Annotated in this window: 17 protein-coding genes; 7 read left to right on the top strand and 10 right to left on the bottom strand. The window is 60.9% G+C overall.

Annotated features, from left to right (window positions below):
• Positions 1-40 precede the first annotated feature (40 nt).
• The 4 genes from GHO03_RS03500 to GHO03_RS03485 form a co-directional block, all read right to left on the bottom strand.
• The gene (locus GHO03_RS03500; protein WP_094999898.1) at positions 41-1,018 is read right to left on the bottom strand and encodes a FecR domain-containing protein; all 978 of its coding nucleotides are present in this window, start codon (positions 1,016-1,018) and stop codon (positions 41-43) included.
• A complete protein-coding gene (locus tag GHO03_RS03495; protein ID WP_165446525.1) occupies positions 1,015-1,539 on the bottom strand; it encodes an RNA polymerase sigma factor in 525 nt (174 codons plus the stop codon). The genes GHO03_RS03500 and GHO03_RS03495 overlap by 4 nt, the downstream gene beginning before the upstream one ends.
• Before the next feature lie 199 nt (positions 1,540-1,738).
• A complete protein-coding gene (locus GHO03_RS03490) occupies positions 1,739-2,449 on the bottom strand; it encodes a PolC-type DNA polymerase III (RefSeq protein WP_094999899.1) in 711 nt (236 codons plus the stop codon).
• Positions 2,446-4,380 carry a putative nucleotidyltransferase substrate binding domain-containing protein gene (locus GHO03_RS03485; RefSeq protein ID WP_094999900.1) on the bottom strand — a complete coding sequence of 645 codons (1,935 nt, stop codon included), beginning with the start codon at positions 4,378-4,380 and terminating at the stop codon, positions 2,446-2,448. Before GHO03_RS03485 ends, GHO03_RS03490 begins: the two co-directional genes overlap by 4 nt.
• A gap of 294 nt (positions 4,381-4,674) precedes the next feature.
• Here GHO03_RS03485 and GHO03_RS03480 point away from each other — a divergent pair, with 294 nt between their 5' ends.
• A complete protein-coding gene (locus GHO03_RS03480) occupies positions 4,675-5,115 on the top strand; it encodes a response regulator (protein ID WP_095019483.1) in 441 nt (146 codons plus the stop codon).
• 64 nt (positions 5,116-5,179) lie between these two features.
• On the opposite strand, the gene GHO03_RS03475 is transcribed toward GHO03_RS03480, so the two are convergent.
• Positions 5,180-7,357 carry a malate synthase G gene (locus GHO03_RS03475; protein WP_094999902.1) on the bottom strand — a complete coding sequence of 726 codons (2,178 nt, stop codon included), beginning with the start codon at positions 7,355-7,357 and terminating at the stop codon, positions 5,180-5,182.
• A gap of 427 nt (positions 7,358-7,784) precedes the next feature.
• On the opposite strand from GHO03_RS03475, the gene GHO03_RS03470 reads away from it, so the two are divergent.
• Positions 7,785-8,303, top strand: a complete 519-nt coding sequence (locus GHO03_RS03470; protein WP_016782481.1) for a glycine cleavage system protein R — start codon at positions 7,785-7,787, stop codon at positions 8,301-8,303.
• A 10-nt stretch (positions 8,304-8,313) separates the two neighbouring features.
• On the opposite strand, the gene rarD is transcribed toward GHO03_RS03470, so the two are convergent.
• The 5 genes from rarD to GHO03_RS03445 all read right to left on the bottom strand — a co-directional run bounded on the left by rarD (position 8,314) and on the right by GHO03_RS03445 (position 14,248).
• A complete protein-coding gene (rarD, locus tag GHO03_RS03465) occupies positions 8,314-9,201 on the bottom strand; it encodes an EamA family transporter RarD (protein WP_094999903.1) in 888 nt (295 codons plus the stop codon).
• Positions 9,202-9,437: 236 nt separating this feature from the next.
• The gene (locus tag GHO03_RS03460; protein WP_094999904.1) at positions 9,438-10,412 is read right to left on the bottom strand and encodes a serine/threonine protein kinase; all 975 of its coding nucleotides are present in this window, start codon (positions 10,410-10,412) and stop codon (positions 9,438-9,440) included.
• Between the two features lie 178 nt (positions 10,413-10,590).
• Positions 10,591-12,492: a PhoX family phosphatase gene (locus GHO03_RS03455; protein ID WP_153399157.1), complete on the bottom strand. Its 1,902-nt coding sequence runs from the start codon at positions 12,490-12,492 to the stop codon at positions 10,591-10,593.
• A gap of 193 nt (positions 12,493-12,685) precedes the next feature.
• Entirely contained in the window at positions 12,686-13,450 is a 765-nt protein-coding gene (locus GHO03_RS03450) for a TOBE domain-containing protein (protein ID WP_095020447.1), read from the bottom strand.
• Positions 13,451-13,507: 57 nt separating this feature from the next.
• Positions 13,508-14,248 (bottom strand): ComF family protein, encoded by a 741-nt coding sequence (locus GHO03_RS03445; RefSeq protein WP_153399155.1) that lies wholly within the window; start codon positions 14,246-14,248, stop codon positions 13,508-13,510.
• Positions 14,249-14,335: 87 nt separating this feature from the next.
• Here GHO03_RS03445 and bioB point away from each other — a divergent pair, with 87 nt between their 5' ends.
• From bioB to bioD, 5 genes are all read left to right on the top strand, one after another.
• Positions 14,336-15,391: a biotin synthase BioB gene (bioB, locus tag GHO03_RS03440; protein WP_094999908.1), complete on the top strand. Its 1,056-nt coding sequence runs from the start codon at positions 14,336-14,338 to the stop codon at positions 15,389-15,391.
• A 134-nt stretch (positions 15,392-15,525) separates the two neighbouring features.
• A complete protein-coding gene (bioF, locus tag GHO03_RS03435) occupies positions 15,526-16,698 on the top strand; it encodes an 8-amino-7-oxononanoate synthase (protein WP_153399153.1) in 1,173 nt (390 codons plus the stop codon).
• Complete coding sequence (locus GHO03_RS03430) at positions 16,691-17,422, top strand: alpha/beta fold hydrolase (protein ID WP_094999910.1); 732 nt, start codon at positions 16,691-16,693, stop codon at positions 17,420-17,422. Before bioF ends, GHO03_RS03430 begins: the two co-directional genes overlap by 8 nt.
• Positions 17,415-18,227, top strand: coding sequence for a malonyl-ACP O-methyltransferase BioC (gene bioC / locus GHO03_RS03425; protein WP_153399151.1), 813 nt, complete (start codon positions 17,415-17,417; stop codon positions 18,225-18,227). The genes GHO03_RS03430 and bioC overlap by 8 nt, the downstream gene beginning before the upstream one ends.
• Complete coding sequence (bioD, locus tag GHO03_RS03420) at positions 18,224-18,904, top strand: dethiobiotin synthase (RefSeq protein WP_094999912.1); 681 nt, start codon at positions 18,224-18,226, stop codon at positions 18,902-18,904. The genes bioC and bioD overlap by 4 nt, the downstream gene beginning before the upstream one ends.
• The last annotated feature ends 211 nt before the right edge of the window (positions 18,905-19,115 follow it).

Here is a 19,115-nt window from a genome sequence, read left to right as displayed (position 1 = left end):
GATTTGAAAAGTGATAGGGCTTATTGAAAATAATTTAGATTCAGTTCGCCGCAGGCCTGGCGCTGACAGTGACCCACCACGGGGTGCGCTGTTCGATTTGCACCGGCAAGGTCGGCAACAGGGCGTTGAGCGCCAGTTCGACGTTGTTCAGCGGGAAGCTGCCAGTGATGCGCAGGTCGGCCACTTCGGGGGCTACACCCAGGTGGCCACGGTGATAGCGGTTGAGTTCGCCAACCATGTCGCCCAGGCGCACGTTGTCCAGTACCAGCATGCCCCGTGTCCAGGCGTCGGCCCCGGGACTCACTGCATACATCTGGCCCAGACGGTCACGGTGCATCAGCACTTGCTGCCCTTCGCTGTAGATGGTCTGTTCGACGCTATCTTCTGGATGGGCCTGGACACGCGATTGCAGCACGCTCAGGCGCGTGCCGTCGTCTTCGCGTTTGACCATGAACCGGGTGCCAAGGGCCAGCAAGCTGCCATCGCGGGTTTGTACGATAAACGGGCGAGGGTCGCCGTGGCCGGTTTCGACCATGATCTCGCCTTCTTGCAGGATGATGCGCCGGGTGCTGTTGTCAAAACGTACATCGACTGCACTGTGGGTATTGAGGTTGAGCAACGTGCCGTCGGCCAGGCGCATCTGGCGCTGTTCACCGGTGGCAGTGCGCTGGTCGGCCATCCAGTAATCGATGGGCAAGTAGTTCTTGCCGGCAAACAGGGCCAGCCCGCACACCAGGGCGATACTCGCCAGGCCGCTGCCGATCTTGCGCGCCTGCTGCTGCACGCCATTGCGCGCATTGAGCAGGGCGTTGCGTGCCGGGATGCCGGTATTGCTGAAGCGCTGGTCGAGCATGCCCAGTTGTAACCAGGCCCGGGCGTGTTCTTCGCTGGCGCTGTACCACTTGGCGAACTCGGCCTGTTCCACGGCGCTGCCGTTGCCGCAATCCAGGCACAGTTGCCAGGCGATGGCGGCGTCCAGCACCTGGGCCGAGACAGGTTTGCCGTTGGCCTGGCTCATGTCGGCTCACCATACAGGGCGATGTAGCACTGGCGGATGCCCTGGGCCAGGTATTGACGTACACGGGGCACCGATACGCCCAGGCGTTCGGCGATTTCGCCGTGGGTCATGCCGTCGAGCCGACTGTGCAGGAAGGCCGCACGCGACTTGCTCGACAGTTTGGCCAACATGCGGTCGATGGCTCGCAGGTCTTCGAGGATCAACTGCTGGGCCTCGGGCGAGGGGTGCTCGGCTTCGGGGATCAGCATCAACTCGTTGAGCCAGGCCTGCTCCAGGGCGGCGCGGCGAAAATAGTCGAACAGCAGGCCTTTGGCGATGGCCGCCAGAAAGGCCCGGGGTTCGCGCGGGGCTTGCAGTTCGGTACGGCCAAGCAGGCGTACAAAAGTGTCCTGGCTGAGGTCCTCTGCCCGCTGCGGGCAGGCTACGTTGCGCCGTAACCACGCCAGCAGCCAGCCGCGATGGTCGCGATAAAGCGCTCCAACCAGCTCACTGTGGGGGGTTTGGACTGACGACAAGAGCATCACCGACTGCAAGTTTTAACTAACGATAATTATTCGCGATTGTGGCAGAGGGAGTGATCCTACGCAATTGACGCTCATCGGATGACATATAAGCGGGGGAGGGTCGTTATTGTGGGAGCGGGCTTGCTCGCGATGGGATCGCCGCGTTTCGCCTGATGAGCCGCGTCGCATGAATCACGAGCAAGACCCCTCCCACAGATTAAAAGCCGTGAATCTGCTTGCGTCGCTGCCACTGGTTAAGCCGCTGTTGCAAGGCCAGGGGGCTGTCGATGCCCTGGACGCTGGCACGGCTGAACAGGATCAGTGCCAGCTCGGCCGTGGCCAGCGCGTCTGCACTGGCGTTGTGACGGTCTTCAACCTGCAGGTTGAAGTGGTTGATCCAGTGATCAAGCCCTGCCTGGCGCGGGTTGAACTGCGGGCAGAGCATCGGTGCCAGTGCGGCCACATCCATAAACGGATGCTGCAACCGATAGCCCAGGCTGTCCTTGAGGGCTCGGGTGAGCATGTGCTGGTCAAATGGTGCATGGAAGGCCAGTACCGGGCTATCGCCGACAAAGTCCATGAAATCCAGCAGCGCATCCACCGGGTCGCTGCCGGCGGCAATGGCGGCAGGTCCCAGTTCATGCAGCAGCATGCTGGGGCTCAGGGGGTGGTCGGGGCGCAGCAGGGTGCGCTCAAAGGCCTGGCTCAAGTCAATGGCGCCGTCTTCAATCACTACTGCGCCAATCGACAACACTTGATCGCGGTTGAGATTAAGACCGCTGGTTTCCAGGTCTACCACCACCCAACGCTGACTGCGCAATGGCACATTGCTCAAGGCGGTGGCGGACGGCAATTGCAGCAGGCGTTGCTGTTGCTCAAGGCTTAGCAGCGGTTTTTTGCGGGGTAACAGCCAGGACAACAGGCTCATAGCTGATACCGCAGGGCCAGGCTGCTTTGCAGGCGCTGGGCCTGGCGCAGGGCTTCACGCAGGATACGGCGATCCAGCTGGTTGAGGTTGTCCGGGTCGACGCGATTGGAGTACGGGCGATTTTCCCGGGTTTGCAACTGGTGCTGCTGCATGCGGGTTTGCTGGATAAAGTGGTAAGCCTCTTCGTAGGCACCGCCGTCCAACGGTTCGATCACGTCGAGAGCAACCAGTTGGCGCAAGCGCTCAAGGGTATTGTTGGCTTCTACACCGTTGGCCAGTGCCAGCAAGCGAGCCCCGTCGACAAAGGGCGTAAGGCCCTGCACCTTGAGGTCGAGGGTGGCCTTGTCACTGCCTTTGCGCTCCAGCACAAACTCGCGAAAGCGCCCCACCGGCGGCCGGTGACGCAGGGCGTTGTCGGCCATCATGCGCTGGAACAGGCGGTTGTCGGCCACTTGCTCAAGGATGCCGCGACGTAGTTGCGCGCAGCCCTGTTCATCGCCCCAGACCACGCGCAGGTCGAAGTAGATGGTGGAGGCCAGCAGATTTTCCGGGGTCGCTTCACGAATAAACGCCGCAAAGCGCCGCGCCCATTCGGTACGGGACAAGCACAGGTCGGGGTTGCCGGCCATGATATTGCCCTTGCACAGGGTAAAGCCGCAGGCCGCCAGGTGCTGGTTGATCTGCTGGGCGATGGGCAGCAGGCGCTGGCGAATGTCGGCGGCCTCGGCAGCGTCCCTGGCCTCGAACAGGATGCCGTTGTCCTGGTCGGTGTGCAGGGTTTGTTCGCTCCGTCCTTCGCTGCCAAAACACAGCCAGGTAAACGGCACGCCGGGGTCACCCTTGTCAGCCAGCACCAGTTCAATCACCCGGCAGACGGTGTGATCGTTCAGTTGGGTGATGATATGGGTGATTTGCGTGGAAGATGCGCCGTGGGCCAGCATGCGCTCAACCAGCTGGCCGATTTCGCCGCGCAGGCTGATCAGGGTTTCCAGCCGTGGAGCATGGCGGATGGTACGTGCCAGATGCACCAGGTCGACCCGTTGCAGCGAAAACAGGTCACGCTCGGAAACAACCCCACACAGGCGTTGATCTTTAACCAGGCACACGTGGGCAATATGCCGCTGGGTCATGGCGATTGCAGCGTCGAAAGCGCTGTGATCGGGGCTCAGGTAGAACGGCCCGGGGGTCATGTGCAGGTCGATGGCCTGGTCGAAATCCTCAATGCCATTGGCAACGACCTGACGCAGGTCGCGCAGGGTGAAAATCCCCAGCGGGGCCTTGAACTCGTCGACCACCACAATGCTGCCCACCTGCTGTTCGTGCATCAGACGCACGGCTTCACGCAGTGCAACCTGAGGCGCGCAGGTCACGGGATGACGCATGGCCAGTTCACCCAGACGGGTGTTGAGCGAGTACTGGGTGCCGAGAGTTTCAGCGGCTTTTTGCTGCACCTGCTGATTGACCTTGTCCAGCAGGCTGCTGACGCCGCGCAAGGCAAAGTCGCGAAATTCGTCGGACAGGCCAAACAGTTTGATAAACGCGGTTTTGTTCAGTTGCAGGCAGAACGTATCTTCGGCGGCCCGGTGTTCGGTGCGGGTGGCGCGCTCGCCCAGCAGCGCGGCCAGGGGGAAGCATTCGCCGGCGGTGATCTCGAAGGTGGTCTGGGCTTCTTCGCGACCGGCGTGGGTGCGCTCGCCCACCACTCGGCCCTGCTTGACGATATAGAAGTGCTCCACCGGCCCGTCGGTGGGTCGGATGATGCTTTCGCCCGGGGCATAGAAGCGCAGTTGGCACTGCTCGACCAGGTACGCCAGGTGAGTGTTTTCCATTTGGTTGAAGGGCGGGAATCGCTGCAAGAATTGCATGGTGCCGTGAATGTTCTGCAACACCGCGGTTTTCCCTGCCTGGAGAAACGCATCCGATTTACTCATTACTGATACCGCGTCGTTGGTTGTGAGCCGTTGTTGTTATGACCGGACAGGGCATCGCCCCAAGGTGTATTTCTATCCCTCATGCTCGGTGGTCTGCGCGCGGGTGCCCATTGGACGTAAGTCTATGGGGCAGCGTTGTGCTGCTGTTTTAAAAACATCGCACATTGGTTTCAGATATTTCTTGTGCTGGCAGGCTTGGAAATACCGGAATGTGAGCGCACATTTACACCCAGTAATGGATAACCGACTACGCTATTAGGATATTTCGCCTGCAAGTCAGCTTCCGAGAAGCCTATGACCGAACACGATATTTTGACTGACGCCGAAAGAGAGGCCTTACAAGAGGTCATGCAGACACCTGCTTCGGTCTCGTCATGTGTGTTGATTGTCGAAGATGATGTTTTGGCTCGGGAGTTGTTGGCGGAGTTTCTTGAACTCAATGCCATTGAGTGCCTCCAGGCCAGCAATGAAGAAGAAGCGCTGGCGCTATTGGCATCGGGCCAGCCGATCAACCTGATGCTCACCGATTTGCGCATGCTGCCCCACGATGGCTTGCATCTGATCCGCAAAGTGCGTGAATCCGAGCGGGCGGCCTTGCCGGTTATCATCATGTCGGGGGATGCGAATGTACGGGATGCCATCGATGCCATGCATTTGAGCGTGGTGGACTTTTTGCTCAAGCCGATTGATACCGACAGGTTGCTCAAGCTGATCCGTCAGGAGTTGGGGATGTAAGGTTGGTCTCCCACCGTGTCAAAAAAAAGCCCCGAATGATCGGGGCTTTTTTTATTGCTGCGGGTTACAGGCCGTTTCTGGCCTTGAACTCGCGCCGACGACGGTGCAGTACCGGCTCGGTGTAGCCGTTAGGCTGTTTGGTGCCTTCGATGACCAGTTCGACCGCCGCCTGGAAGGCGATATTGCTGTCGAAGTCCGGCGCCAGCGGACGGTACAGCGCGTCGTTGGCGTTCTGGCGGTCAACCACCGGTGCCATGCGCTTGAGGCTTGCCATGACCTGCTCTTCGTTGACGATGCCGTGACGCAGCCAGTTGGCGATGTGCTGGCTGGAGATACGCAGCGTGGCACGGTCTTCCATCAGGCCGATGTCGTTGATGTCCGGCACCTTGGAGCACCCCACGCCCTGGTCGATCCAGCGCACAACGTAGCCCAGGATGCCCTGGGAGTTGTTGTCCAGTTCGTTCTGGATCTGTTCCGGGGTCCACTGCGGGTTCACCGCCAGCGGGATGGTCAGGATGTCGTCCACCGAAGCCGGAGCGCGCTTGGCCAGTTCGGCCTGACGGGCGAACACGTCAACCTTGTGGTAATGCAGCGCGTGCAGGGCGGCGGCGGTCGGTGACGGCACCCAGGCAGTGTTGGCACCGGCCAGCGGGTGAGCGATTTTCTGCTCCAGCATGGCGGCCATCAGATCGGGCATGGCCCACATGCCTTTACCGATTTGTGCACGACCTTGCAGGCCAGTGCTCAAGCCGACATCGACGTTGTTGTTTTCGTAGGCCGAAATCCACTTCTGAGCTTTCATGTCGGCCTTGCGTACGACCGGGCCGGCTTCCATCGACGTGTGAATCTCGTCGCCGGTACGGTCCAGGAAGCCGGTGTTGATAAACACCACTCGCTCGCTGGCGGCCTTGATGCAGGCCTTGAGGTTGATCGTGGTACGGCGCTCTTCGTCCATGATTCCGACCTTGAGCGTGTTGCGTGGCAGCTTGAGCACGTCTTCGATGCGGCCGAACAGCTCGTTGGTGAACGCGGCTTCTTCAGCCCCGTGCATCTTCGGCTTGACGATATACACCGAGCCGGTGCGGCTGTTGCTGCGCGTGGTCTGGCCATTGAGGCTGTGGATAGCCGCCAGGCTGGTGAGCAGGCCGTCGAGGATGCCTTCGGGCACTTCGTTGCCGTCTTTGTCGAGGATCGCATCGATGGTCATCAGGTGGCCGACGTTGCGCACGAACAACAGCGAGCGGCCGTGGAGGCTGACGGTGCCGCCGTTTGGCGCGGTGTACTCGCGATCCGGGTTCATGGTGCGGGTAAAGGTCTGGCCGCCCTTGGATACTTGCTCGCTGAGGTCACCCTTCATCAGGCCGAGCCAGTTGCGGTAGATCACCACCTTGTCATCGGCATCGACCGCAGCGACCGAGTCTTCGCAGTCCATGATGGTGGTCAGGGCGGCTTCCATCAGCACGTCTTTGACGCCTGCAGCATCGGTCTGGCCGACGGGGCTGGCCGCGTCGACCTGGATTTCGAAATGCAGGCCGTTGTGCTTGAGCAGCACGGCCGTCGGCGCTGCGGCCGTGCCGTGGTAACCGATCAACTGCGCGGTGTCGCGCAGGCCGGTGCTGGCGCCGCCCTTGAGGGTGACCTGCAAGGCGCCGTCAACAATGGCGTAGCCGCTGGAATCAACGTGGGAGCCGCTGGCCAGAGGTGCAGCTTCGTCGAGGAAGGCGCGGGCGAAGGCGATGACCTTGTCGCCGCGAACCTTGTTGTAGCCTTTGCCCTTTTCGGCGCCGTCGGCTTCGCTGATGGCGTCGGTGCCGTAAAGCGCGTCGTACAGCGAGCCCCAACGGGCGTTAGAGGCGTTGAGGGCAAAGCGCGCATTCATCACCGGCACCACCAATTGCGGGCCGGCCATGCGGGCGATTTCGTCATCGACGTTTTGCGTCGTTGCCTGGAAATCCGCAGCTTCTGGCTGCAGATACCCGATATCCTGGAGGAAGGCCTTATAAGCCACGGCGTCATGGGCCTTGCCGGCCTGCGCCTGGTGCCAGGCGTCGATGCGCGCCTGCAAATCATCGCGTTTGGCGAGCAGTGCTTTGTTCTTGGGTGCCAGGTCGTTGATGACCTTGTCGGCACCGGCCCAGAACTGATCGGCGGTGAGGCCGGTACCGGGGATAGCTTCGTTGTTGACGAAGTCGAACAGGACTTTGGCGACCTGCAGGCCACCGACGTGAACGTGTTCAGTCATTGCTTGCCTCACTCATTTTTATTTAAAGCCTGGAGCGCTTCTCAAAACACCGCCAGAGCGGGTTTGTACGGGGATTGCAGACGCTTTGGCAGACCATGTTGCAAGTTATGTAGTGGTCGCCGAGGCATACTACATGATCAATTGCAGATGTGAAAATCAGACTGATCACGTCGTTCTGCGACCATTTTTACGCGAACGGTCACTCAGAAGAACGGGATGTTCTCAAGAAACAGGCAGGTTGTTCCAGATAATTCTAAAAACAGTACACAATTTGTGATTTTGAAGGCATCTGTGGAGCAGGCTTGCTCGTGATTCGGGCGACGCGGTCTGTCAGGCAAACCGTGGCGAGACCATCGCGAGCAAGCCCGCTCCCACAGGGAAGGGTGTTGCCTATACTCAATCGACCCCCTAATAAGAGAGTCCCGCCATGAATCATCTTGTTATCACCGTCTTTGCCCAGGACAAGGCCGGGCAGGTCGAGCGTATTGCCCAGTGCATCGCCGAGCATGGAGGTAACTGGCTGGAGAGTCGCATGTCGCGTATGGCCGGGCAATTTGCCGGGATCCTGCGTGTCGGCGTGCCTGCCGAAGCCCACGATGAGCTGGTCGATGCGCTGCAGCGGTTGGGCAAGGAAGGGATTCGGGTATTGATCGCCGAAAGCGGGATCGAGCAGTCCTGCACCTGGAAGCCCATCGCCATGGAGCTGGTGGGCAACGACCGCCCCGGCATTGTGCGCGATATCACCCGGGTGCTGACCGAGCAGGGGGTGAGCCTGGAGCGGCTGGTGACCGATGTGCGGCCCGCGCCCATGAGCAACGAGCCGCTGTTTCATGCCGAGGCCATTCTGGCTGTGCCCCTGACCTTATCGCTCGACGTGCTGCAAAAGCGTCTGGAAACCCTGGCCGATGAACTGCTGGTAGACCTCAAGTTCAGCACGGAAGAGTAACTGCGCTGGTTCAGCTGCGCTGGCGCAGGCTGAACCAGGCATCGAGGCTGTACACCACCAGCCCGGCCCAGATAAACGCAAAGGCGATCAAGGTGCTTTCGGACAGGTGTTCGCCATACACCCAGACCGCCAGGATCAGCACCAGCGTCGGCGCGATGTACTGCATAAAGCCCAGGGTCGTGTAGGGCAGATGTCGTGCGGCGGCGTTGAAACTGACCAGGGGTATCAGTGTGGCCGGGCCGGCAAATACCAGCAGCCAGGCCTCTGAGGTACTCCAGAAGTCAACGTGGGCGCTGTTGGCTTCCGGATGCAGCAACAGCCAGCCGATGGCAACCGGGACCAGGATCCAGGTTTCTACCACCAGCCCCGGCAGCGCCTTGACCGGTGCTTGCTTGCGAATCAGCCCGTAAAAGCCAAACGTCAGCGCCAGCACCAGCGATACCCACGGCAGGCTACCCACTTGCCACACTTGTTGTGCCACGCCCGCTGCTGCCAGGCCTACGGCAATCCACTGCAAGCGGCGCAGGCGTTCGCCCAGCAGCAACATGCCGAGCAATACGTTTACCAGCGGGTTGATGTAATAGCCCAGGCTGGCTTCGACCATGCGGTCGTTATTTACGGCCCATACATAGGTCAGCCAGTTGGCGGCAATCAGCAGGCCGCTGATGGTCAGCACGCCCAGGCGTTTGGGGTTGTCGCGCAGTTCCTGCCACCAGCCGGGGTGCTTCCACACCAGCAGCAGCAACGAGCCGAACAAGGCCGACCAGAGCACCCGGTTGACGATGATTTCGGCCGCCGGAACGCTGGCCAGCAGTTTGAAGTAGAGCGGGAAGATGCCCCAGATGACATAGGCCGTGAGGCCTAAAATATACCCGCGGCGCGGGTTGGCGGCTTGCATGCAGAATCCTTGCTTAGGCAACTAACAGACACGGAAGAAGTCAGGATTGTAAGCAGGTTTTGCAGGCGTGTCGTGCAGGAGATTTGCAAGGCAGACAGTTGTTTTTGCACCAGCAGCGGTCCCGGATTTTCTGTGGGAGCGGGCTTGCTCGCGATGCGGGCGCTGCGGTCTGACAGTTAAACCGCATCGAGCCAATCGCGAGCAAGCCCGCTCCTGCAAGAGCCACATACATGGCGTCAGAACAATTTCAGCGGCTCCTCATTGAGTGCTGAAAGCTGTTCACGCAATGCCAGGATCTGGTCGCCCCAGTAGCGTTCGGTACCAAACCACGGGAAGCTGTGGGGGAAGGCCGGGTCGTCCCAGCGTCGCGCCAGCCAGGCACTGTAGTGCATCAGGCGCAAAGCGCGCAGCGGCTCGATCAACGCTAGTTCGCGGGGGTTGAAGTCATGGAATTCGCTGTAGCCGTCCATTAACTCTGACAGCTGGCCCAGGCATTCCTGGCGATCACCGGCGAGCATCATCCACAAATCCTGCACCGCAGGGCCCATGCGGCAGTCATCGAGGTCGACGATATGGAACACTTCGTCGCGGCACATCATGTTGCCGGGGTGGCAATCGCCATGCATGCGGATGTTGGTGTGCGGGGTGGCGGCGTAGACGTCTTCAACGCGCTTGAGCAGGTCGCGGGCGACGGACTCGTAGGCCGGGAGCAAGCTGCGCGGTATGAAGTTGCCTTCGAGCAGGGTGGTCAGCGAGTCGTGACCGAAGTTTTTCACGCCCAGTGCTTCGCGGTGTTCGAACGGCTTGGTTGCACCTACGGCATGCAGGCGGCCGAGCAGTTGCCCGAGACGATACAGCTGGTCGAGGTTTCCCGGCTCTGGCGCACGGCCACCACGGCGTGGGAACAAGGTAAAGCGAAAGCCCTGGTGCTCGAACAGGCTTTGGCCGTTGTGAATCATCGGGGCCACGACCGGGACTTCGCAGTCGGCCAGTTCGAAGGTGAAGCGGTGCTCTTCGAGGATCGCTTCGTTGGTCCAGCGCTGAGGGCGATAGAACTTGGCGATCAGCGGCTGCGAGTCTTCGATACCGACCTGGTACACGCGGTTTTCGTAGCTGTTGAGCGCCAACACGCGGGCATCGCTCAGGAAACCGATGCTCTCGACAGCGTCGAGGACCAGATCAGGGGTAAGTGTTGCAAACGGATGAGACATGCTGACTCCTGCGCGCAGCAGGCTGCCGCGTCCGGCCATGCATGTTAGCGCAGACCGGGGCCCGGAAGGCGACTTAATCCGCTGTGGGAGCGGGCTTGCTCACGATGCAGGCGCTGCGGTCTGTCAGTTAAATCGCACCAACCCGATCGCGAGCAAGCCCGCTCCCACACCGAAAGGGTCAGGCGCCGACGATACCGCCGTCTTCACGGCTGATGGCCATGACCGAAGAACGCGGTTTGCCGTTGGGCAGATGCTCGGGGAAGGTGGAGCCGCCGTTTTCGCCGGGGTGCTGAATACCAACGAACAGGGTTTTGTGGTCGGGCGAGAAGCTGATGCCGGTGACTTCACAGCCAATCGGCCCGACCATGAAGCGGCGGATTTCACCGCTGGCCGGGTCGGCGCAGAGCATCTGGTTATTGCCCATGCCGGCAAAGTCGCCGCTGTTGCTGGCGTCGCCGTCGGTGAGGATCCACAAGCGCCCTGCGTCGTCGAAACCCAGGCCGTCGGGGCTGTTGAACATGTTTTGCGGGGTGATGTTGGCCGAGCCACCTTTGGCCGTTTTGCCGTGCACTGCCGGGTTGCCGGCCACCACGAACAGGTCCCAGTCAAAGGTGTCCGAGCCGTGATCACCCTTATGGGCGTTCCAGCGCAGGATTTGTCCGTAGACGTTTTTCTCACGCGGGTTGGGTCCGCCAGCCGGTTGTCCATCCTCGCCACGTTTGACGTTGTTGGTCAGGGTGCAATAAACCTGACCGTCTTTGGGGCTGACCACTATCCATTCCGGGCGGTCCATGCGCGTGGCGCCGACTGTGCTGCCTGCCAGGCGGGCATGGATCAGGGTATCGGCCTGGCTGGCGAAACCATGGTCGGCATCAATGCCGTTTTTGCCGTGACTCAGTTCAAGCCACTGGCCCTGGCCCTTGGGGCGATCAGGGTTGCTGTCGCCATTGTCAAAGCGCGCCACATAAAGCGTGCCGTGGTCGAGCAGGTCGCGATTGGCCTTGGGGTTCTGGTGGTCGATCTTGTCGCGGCTGATAAATTTGTAGATGAACTCGCCGCGTTCATCGTCGCCCATATAGACCACGGCACGACCGTCGCCGGTTTCGGTCAGGGCGGCGTTTTCGTGTTTGAAACGGCCCAGGGCGGTGCGTTTGACCGGTGTTGAAAGCGGGTCGAACGGGTCGATTTCCACTACCCAGCCGTGACGGTTGAGTTCGTTGGGGTTGAGTGCCAGGTCGAAGCGCGGGTCGTGTTGGTGCCAGTTGATATCCTTGCTGGCCGCCACGGCACCATAGCGCTTTTGCGCGGTGTCGAAGGTTTGCTTGGCATCAGAGCTGCCGAAACAATCAGTGAAGTTTTCTTCGCACGTCAGATAAGTGCCCCACGGGGTTTTGCCGTTGGCGCAGTTCTGGAACGTGCCCAGGGCACGGCTGCCGGTGGCATCGGCCCGGGTGCGCAGCAGTTCGTGGCCCGCCGCGGGACCGCTGAGGCGGATCGGCGTGTTGCCGTGGATGCGCCGGTTAAAGGGTGAGCCCTGAACAAACTGCCAGCTGTCGCCCTTGCGCTGGATTTCGATCACCGACACGCCTTCACTGGCCAGGGCCTTGCGCACTTCTTCAAGGGAAGTGGGCGAGCCACCGTGAGGGTAGAGGTAGCGGTAGTTGGTGTATTCGTTGTTGATCGCCATGAGGGCCCGGTTCGGGTCATCGGGGAAGGCGAACAGGCTCATGCCGTCATTGTTGTCGCCAAATTGCACTTCCTGCTCGCTGGCGGTGCCTTTACCGGAAGGGTCAAACGCCGGGCCTTTGGCCTGCAACGGCTGACCCCAGCTGATGAGCACCGAGGAACGGTAGCCGGGCGGCAGGCTGATGGTGTCGGTGGTGGCTGCGTTGATGCTGTCGAACCCCAGCAGGTTGCTGTTGGCGGCGCTGACCCCGGCCGCCAGGGCGCTGCGACCAAGCAGGCCGCCGCCGAGGAACATCGCCGCACCACACAAGGCGCCCGCACTGATAAAGCCCCGACGGCTCAGGCCGATGATCTGCTCAAGGTCGGTGGATTGGTTTTCTTCTAATAGGCTCATGGCTGGCTCGTCTGGCAACGGTTTTGGCAGACACCATAAGCAGCGGGTATGACAGGGATGTTTCAGTTTTTGTTTGAAAAGCCCCTCACCCTAACCCTCTCCCATAGGGAGAGGGGGCTGGTTTAGGGGGGGTGAAGGCGCATGCGGTCAGCTCCCTCTCCCTCCTGGAGAAGGGTGGGGTGAGGGCAGCGGTTTAGAGCGCTGTGCCCAGCAACACCAGCGTCGGCGCAAACTGCACCTGTGCCGTACTGCCCACGGCCAGCCCAAGTGTTTCAAGGTGTTGCGGTTCGGTCAGCGCACACAGCGTCTGGCTGCCAGGCAGGCTGATGCGCACTTCACTGGGGCCGTCGGCGATGTGCAGGATCTGTTGGATCTGCCCATGCAGGTGATTGTGTTCGGGGCTGGGCACTTGTGCGACGTCGATCAACTGCAGCCAGCCCGCTTTAATCAGTGCCACCGCCGGGCTATTGATCGCCAGTTCCAGGTGCTGGGTGCTGTCGTGGGTGATTTGCGCCTGCAAGGTCAGGCCACCGGGCAACTCAAGGTCAATCAGATCGTTGTGACCATGCCTGTGGATGGCAATCACGGTACCGTGCAACTGGTTACGGGCGCTGGTACGCAACATCAGGCGGCCGAGCAGGTCGAGATCCCGGGCGTCTTCGGCGGCGTCCAGCACCTGAGCCTGTAACGCCTGCAAGCGCTGATAAAGGCGCAGCACCCGCTCACCGGCCACGGACAACCGGGCGCCGCCTCCGCCCTTGCCGCCAATGCTGCGCTGCACCAAGGGGGTTTGCGCCAGGTTGTTCAGCTCATCGATGGCATCCCACGCAGCCTTGTAGCTGATGCCCGCACTTTTGGCGGCAGCTGTGATCGAGCCCTGCTCGGCGATGTGTTGCAACAGGGCAATACGTTGCGGGCGGTGGACAATGTGCTGGGCAAGCAGGGCAGGCAGGTGCATGAAGGCAGGTTCGCAAGACGGGGAGTGCCCGAAAAGTGCCTGCTCCACGGGGAGACGTCAAGCAAGCCCATCAGGTTTTGGCGTGCGCGCCAGGCAATACACATCGACCCGCCGCGCCCCACCCTTGAGCAACAGGCGCGCCAGGCTTTCTGCCGTGGCGCCGGTGGTCAGCACGTCATCGATCAGGGCCAGATGCAAGCCATTCACCTGCACCCCTGGCGCGAGGCTGAATGCGTGGCGCAGGTTGCGTTTGCGGGTTTTGGCGTCCAGATCCTGTTGCGCAGCGGTGTTCCGCGAACGCAGCAGCCAGTGCTGCTGGCAGGGGATGCGCAACTGCTTGCCGAGCCAATCCCCCAGCATCCCGGCCTGGTTATAGCCACGCTCACGCAAGCGTTTGGTGGACAGGGGTACCGGCAGCAGGGCGTTAGGTCGAGGTTCACCCATGTTGAAGCTATCAAGCAGTGATTGCCCAAGAATTTCGGCCAAAAGGCGGCCGTAGGGCCATTTGCTGTGGTGCTTGAAGCGCACGATCAGGCTGTCGATCGGAAAGCCATACACCCAAGGTGCATGAACACGTTCGAAGGCGGGTGGCTGTCTGATGCAATGGCCGCAAACCAGTCCCGCCATGGGCAGCGGCAAAGCGCAGCGCTGGCAGCGGTCACCCAGCCAGGGCAGTTCCAGTTCGCAGGCGACGCACAGGGCCTGCTCTGTACGGGCGCGCTCGTCACACAACAAACATGACTGGTTGTTTATTAACCAATTGTAAACCAATCGAATCCATAGTGGTTGACAGTTCATGTCACATCCTTAAACATGCCGATATCCGTGCCGTGCCTGGGTTTTTTGCCTCGGGTTCTAGTCAAAGCATAAACAAGAGAAACGCCGATGAGCGCCAGCAGCCTTGCCAACTTGCGACATGATTGGTCATTAGCCGAAGTCCGGGCGATGTTCACCCAGCCTTTCAACGACCTGCTTTTCGAGGCGCAGACCGTTCACCGCAAGCATTTCAATGCCAACCGGGTTCAAGTTTCGACGCTGTTATCGATCAAGACCGGGGCCTGCCCGGAAGATTGCAAATATTGTCCGCAGTCGGGCCACTACAACACCGGCCTGGCCAAAGAGAAGCTGATGCAGGTGCAGAAGGTGCTTGAAGAAGCACAGCGGGCCAAGGACATCGGTGCCACCCGTTTTTGCATGGGCGCAGCCTGGAAGCACCCTTCGGCCAAAGACATGCCCTACGTGCTGGAAATGGTCAAAGGGGTGAAGGCCATGGGCCTGGAAACCTGCATGACCCTGGGCAAGCTTGATCAGGAGCAGACCGCTGCACTGGCCCATGCCGGTCTCGACTACTACAACCACAACCTCGACACCTCGCCCGAGTTCTACACCAGCATCATCACCACGCGGACCTACAGCGAACGCCTGCAAACCCTGAGTTACGTGCGCGACAGCGGGATGAAAATCTGCTCCGGTGGCATCCTGGGCATGGGCGAGTCGCTGGACGACCGCGCCAACCTGCTGATCCAGCTGGCCAATCTGCCTGAGCACCCGGAATCGGTGCCCATCAACATGCTGGTGAAAGTGGCCGGCACGCCGATGGAGAACGCCGAAGACATCGACCCCTTTGATTTCATCCGCATGCTGGCAGTAGCGCGAATCATGATGCCTCTGAGCCATGTACGCCTGTCCGCAGGTCGTGAGGCAATGAACGAGCAAATGCAGGCGCTGGCGTTCTTTGCCGGGGCCAACTCTATCTTTTACGGCGACAAACTGCTGACCACGGCCAACCCGCAGGCAGACAAGGACATGCGGCTGTTCAGCCGTTTGGGCATTCTGCCGGAGGAGGGTAAAGATCACGCCGACGAGGTGCATCAGGCGGCGATAGAGCACGCGCTTAGGGATCAGAAGTCCAGCGAGCAGTTCTATAACGCTGTGGTTTAACCACCGTGCTGGCCTGTAGTCGTTGCCGCAGGCTGCGATAAGGTCCGCAGGACCTTCGCTTTCAATACCGAAGCCGGGGCCGCTTCGCTGCCCATCGCAGCCTGCGCCAGCGGCTACAAGGGATTATAGTCAGCATGTCATTCGATCTACGCTCCCGGCTGGCCGCACGCCGCGCCGATAACCTGTATCGCCAGCGCCCGCTGCTAGAAAGCCCGCAAGGGCCGCAGGTGGTGGTCGATGGCAAGCCTCTGCTCGCCTTCTGCAATAACGACTACCTGGGCCTGGCCAGTCACCCGCAAGTGATTGAAGCCTGGCAAGCGGGAGCATCGCGCTGGGGCGTAGGCGGCGGTGCGTCGCATCTGGTCATCGGTCACAGCATCCCGCACCACGCACTGGAGGAGGCCCTGGCCGAGTTCACCGGTCGCCCGCGTGCGCTGCTGTTCAGTAACGGATACATGGCCAACATGGGAGCCGTCACCGCGTTGGTCGGGCAAGGCGATACGGTGCTGGAAGACCGCCTCAACCATGCCTCCCTGCTGGATGCCGGTTTGTTGAGCGGGGCGCGCTTCAACCGCTACCTGCATAACGATGCAAGTAGCCTTGCCAAGCGTCTGGAAAAAGCCAGCGGCAGTACGCTGGTGGTCACCGATGGCGTATTCAGCATGGACGGCGATCTGGCCGACCTCCCCGCTCTTGCCCGTGAAACCAGGGCCAAGGGTGCCTGGTTGATGGTAGACGATGCCCACGGTTTTGGTCCGTTGGGCGCCAATGGCGGCGGGATTGCCGAACATTTTGGCCTGAGTGCTGACGATGTGCCGGTACTGGTAGGAACGCTGGGCAAGGCATTTGGCACCAGCGGTGCATTTGTCGCAGGTAGCGAAGAACTGATCGAAAGCCTGATCCAGTTCGCCCGACCTTACATCTACACCACCAGCCAGCCTCCGGCGCTGGCCTGTGCGACGCTCAAAAGCCTTGAGCTACTGCGCACCGAGCATTGGCGCCGTGAGCATCTGAACAAGTTGATAGCTCAGTTTCGCCTTGGTGCCGAGCAAATTGGCCTGCAGTTGATGGACAGCTTTACGCCGATCCAGCCGATCATGATCGGTGACAGTGGCCAAGCCCTTCGCCTGTCGCAGAGGCTGCGCGAGCGCGGCTTGCTGGTGACTGCAATCCGCCCGCCCACTGTCCCCGCAGGCAGCGCCCGTTTGCGCGTGACACTGTCGGCCGCCCACACAGAAGCACAGGTACAGCTATTGTTAACGGCACTCGACGACTGTTGGCGTACGTTGGAGCCTGCTCATGCGTGATCGTTTGATTTTGCTGCCGGGCTGGGGCCTGGGGGTTTCACCTCTGGAGCCTCTGGCCGAGGCCTTGCGCGGGCTGGACGAGCACTTGCGAGTCGAAATCGAACCGCTACCGGTGCTGCTGTCCACCGCTCTTGACGACTGGCTCGATGAACTCGACGCGACCCTGCCCGACAACGTCTGGCTGGGTGGATGGTCGCTGGGCGGGATGCTTGCCAGCGAGCTGGCTGCGCGTCGCGGCGATCGCTGCTGCGGGCTGGTTACCTTGGCCAGCAACCCGAGCTTTGTCAGTCGCGCGGATTGGCCAGGCGCCATGCCTGTCTCCACGTTCGAGCCGTTCCTGAGCGGTTTTGGTGATGCGCCGAATACCACGCTCAAACGTTTTTGCCTGCTGTGTAGCCAGGGCTCGGATGAGCCGCGGGCGCTTGCCAGCCTGCTGCTGGCCGGCGCACCCAATGCTCAGCCAGATGCCTTGTCGGCCGGCCTTGAATTGCTCGGCAGGCTGGATACGCGGGCAGCCTTGCAGCGTTTCAACGGGCCGCAATTGCACCTGTTCGCGGGGCTTGATGCCCTGGTTCCGGAGCAGGCGGCAAGTGATGTGCTGGCGCTGTTACCCGATGTCGAAGTGGGTCTGATTGAACAGGCCTGTCATGCATTTTTACTGGAAGCCCCGCACGAACTGGCGGCGGCGATTCAGGCTTTTTTACACGAGTCGGGCGATGAATGATTTGAGTATTGCGATGCTTGCGGCCAGCTTGCCGAACAAGCGTCAAGTGGCTGTCTCGTTTTCCCGTGCGGCCGCCAGTTACGACAGCGTCGCCCAATTGCAGCGTGACGTTGGCCATGAGCTGATGGCCCGTTTACCGCAGGATTTGAGCCCGCAGCGCTGGCTGGATCTGGGCAGTGGCACAGGTTATTTCAGCCGCGTGCTGGGTCAGCGCTTTACCCATAGTCAGGGGGTGGCACTGGATATCGCCCAAGGCATGCTGGCGTATGCCCGGCCTTTGGGCGGGGCACAGCATTTTATCGCTGGCGATGCCGAAAGCCTGCCGCTGCAAGCAAGCAGTTGTGATCTGATTTTCTCCAGCCTGGCGCTGCAATGGTGTGCTGATTTTCGCGCGGTGCTGAATGAGGCGCAGCGTGTGCTCAAACCTGGTGGGGTCCTGGCCTTCACCAGTTTGTGCGTGGGCACCTTGAATGAGCTGCGTGATAGCTGGCGGGCAGTCGACGGCCAGGCTCACGTCAATCGTTTTCGTGAGTTCACGGCCTATCAGCAGCTTTGCGCCGACAGCGGTCTGCAGGTGCTCGGCTTGCAGAATCAGCCGCATGTGCTGCACTACCCGCAAGTACGCCAGCTGACCCATGAGCTTAAAGCGCTCGGTGCACATAATCTCAACCCGGGACGTCCTGAGGGGCTGACCGGCAGGGCGCGGGTTCAGGGGCTGGTTGGCGCCTACGAGCAGTTTCGTCAGCCGCTGGGGTTACCGGCGACTTATCAGGTGGTCTACGGCATTCTGGAGAAAGCGCGATGAGCCCAGCGTACTTCATCACCGGTACGGACACAGATGTAGGCAAAACCACGGTGGCGGCAGGTTTTCTGTATGCCGCGCGCACGGCCGGGCTGAGTACGGCCGCGGGCAAGCCGGTTGCCTCGGGTTGTGAAGTCACTCCCCAGGGATTGCGCAATGCTGACGCACTGGCATTGATGGCCGAGAGCTCGATCAAGTTGAGTTATGACGAGGTCAACCCGGTGGCGTTCGAGCCGGCCATCGCCCCGCATATCGCGGCGCGTGAAGCCGGGGTGGTACTGACGGTGCGCTCGCTGCTGGAGCCGATGCAGCACATTCTGGGTCAAAAGGCCGACTTCACCCTGATTGAAGGCGCCGGCGGCTGGCGCGTGCCGTTGTCCGGTCAGGACAGTTTGTCGGAATTGGCACAGGCGCTGGACCTGCCGGTAATCCTGGTGGTGGGCGTGCGTCTGGGCTGTATCAGCCATGCACTGTTGACCGCCGAGGCGATTGCTCGTGATGGCCTGCAGCTGGCTGGCTGGGTCGCCAATATCATTGGCCCGAAAACCTCACGCCTGGAAGAAAACCTCGCCACCCTGGCGGAGCGATTGCCCGCGCCTTGCCTTGGGCGTGTGCCTAAACTCAAATCAGCGTCGGCGCAGTCCGTGGCTGAATACCTGCAACTGGATTTGCTGGACTGATACACCGCTTGAAGCTGTGGGAGCGGGCTTGCTCGCGATGGCCTCGCCTCGGTCTGCCTGACTGTCCGAACCGGCTGTATCGCGAGCAAGCCCACCCCAAAAATATCCCCTCCCTTGATCAGACAAATCCGACCCAAGACGAACGGCGGCTTCGCGCTGCTTGACAATAAATAGGCGTAAACGTATGTTTCAAACACCTGTTTGACCGCCA

The organism is Pseudomonas sp. FSL R10-1339, from assembly GCF_009600545.1.
GTDB classification, from domain to species: Bacteria; Pseudomonadota; Gammaproteobacteria; order Pseudomonadales; family Pseudomonadaceae; genus Aquipseudomonas; species Aquipseudomonas bubulae.
Note: the sequence above shows the minus strand (reverse complement) of the source record. Positions and strands in the feature narration are given on the sequence as shown.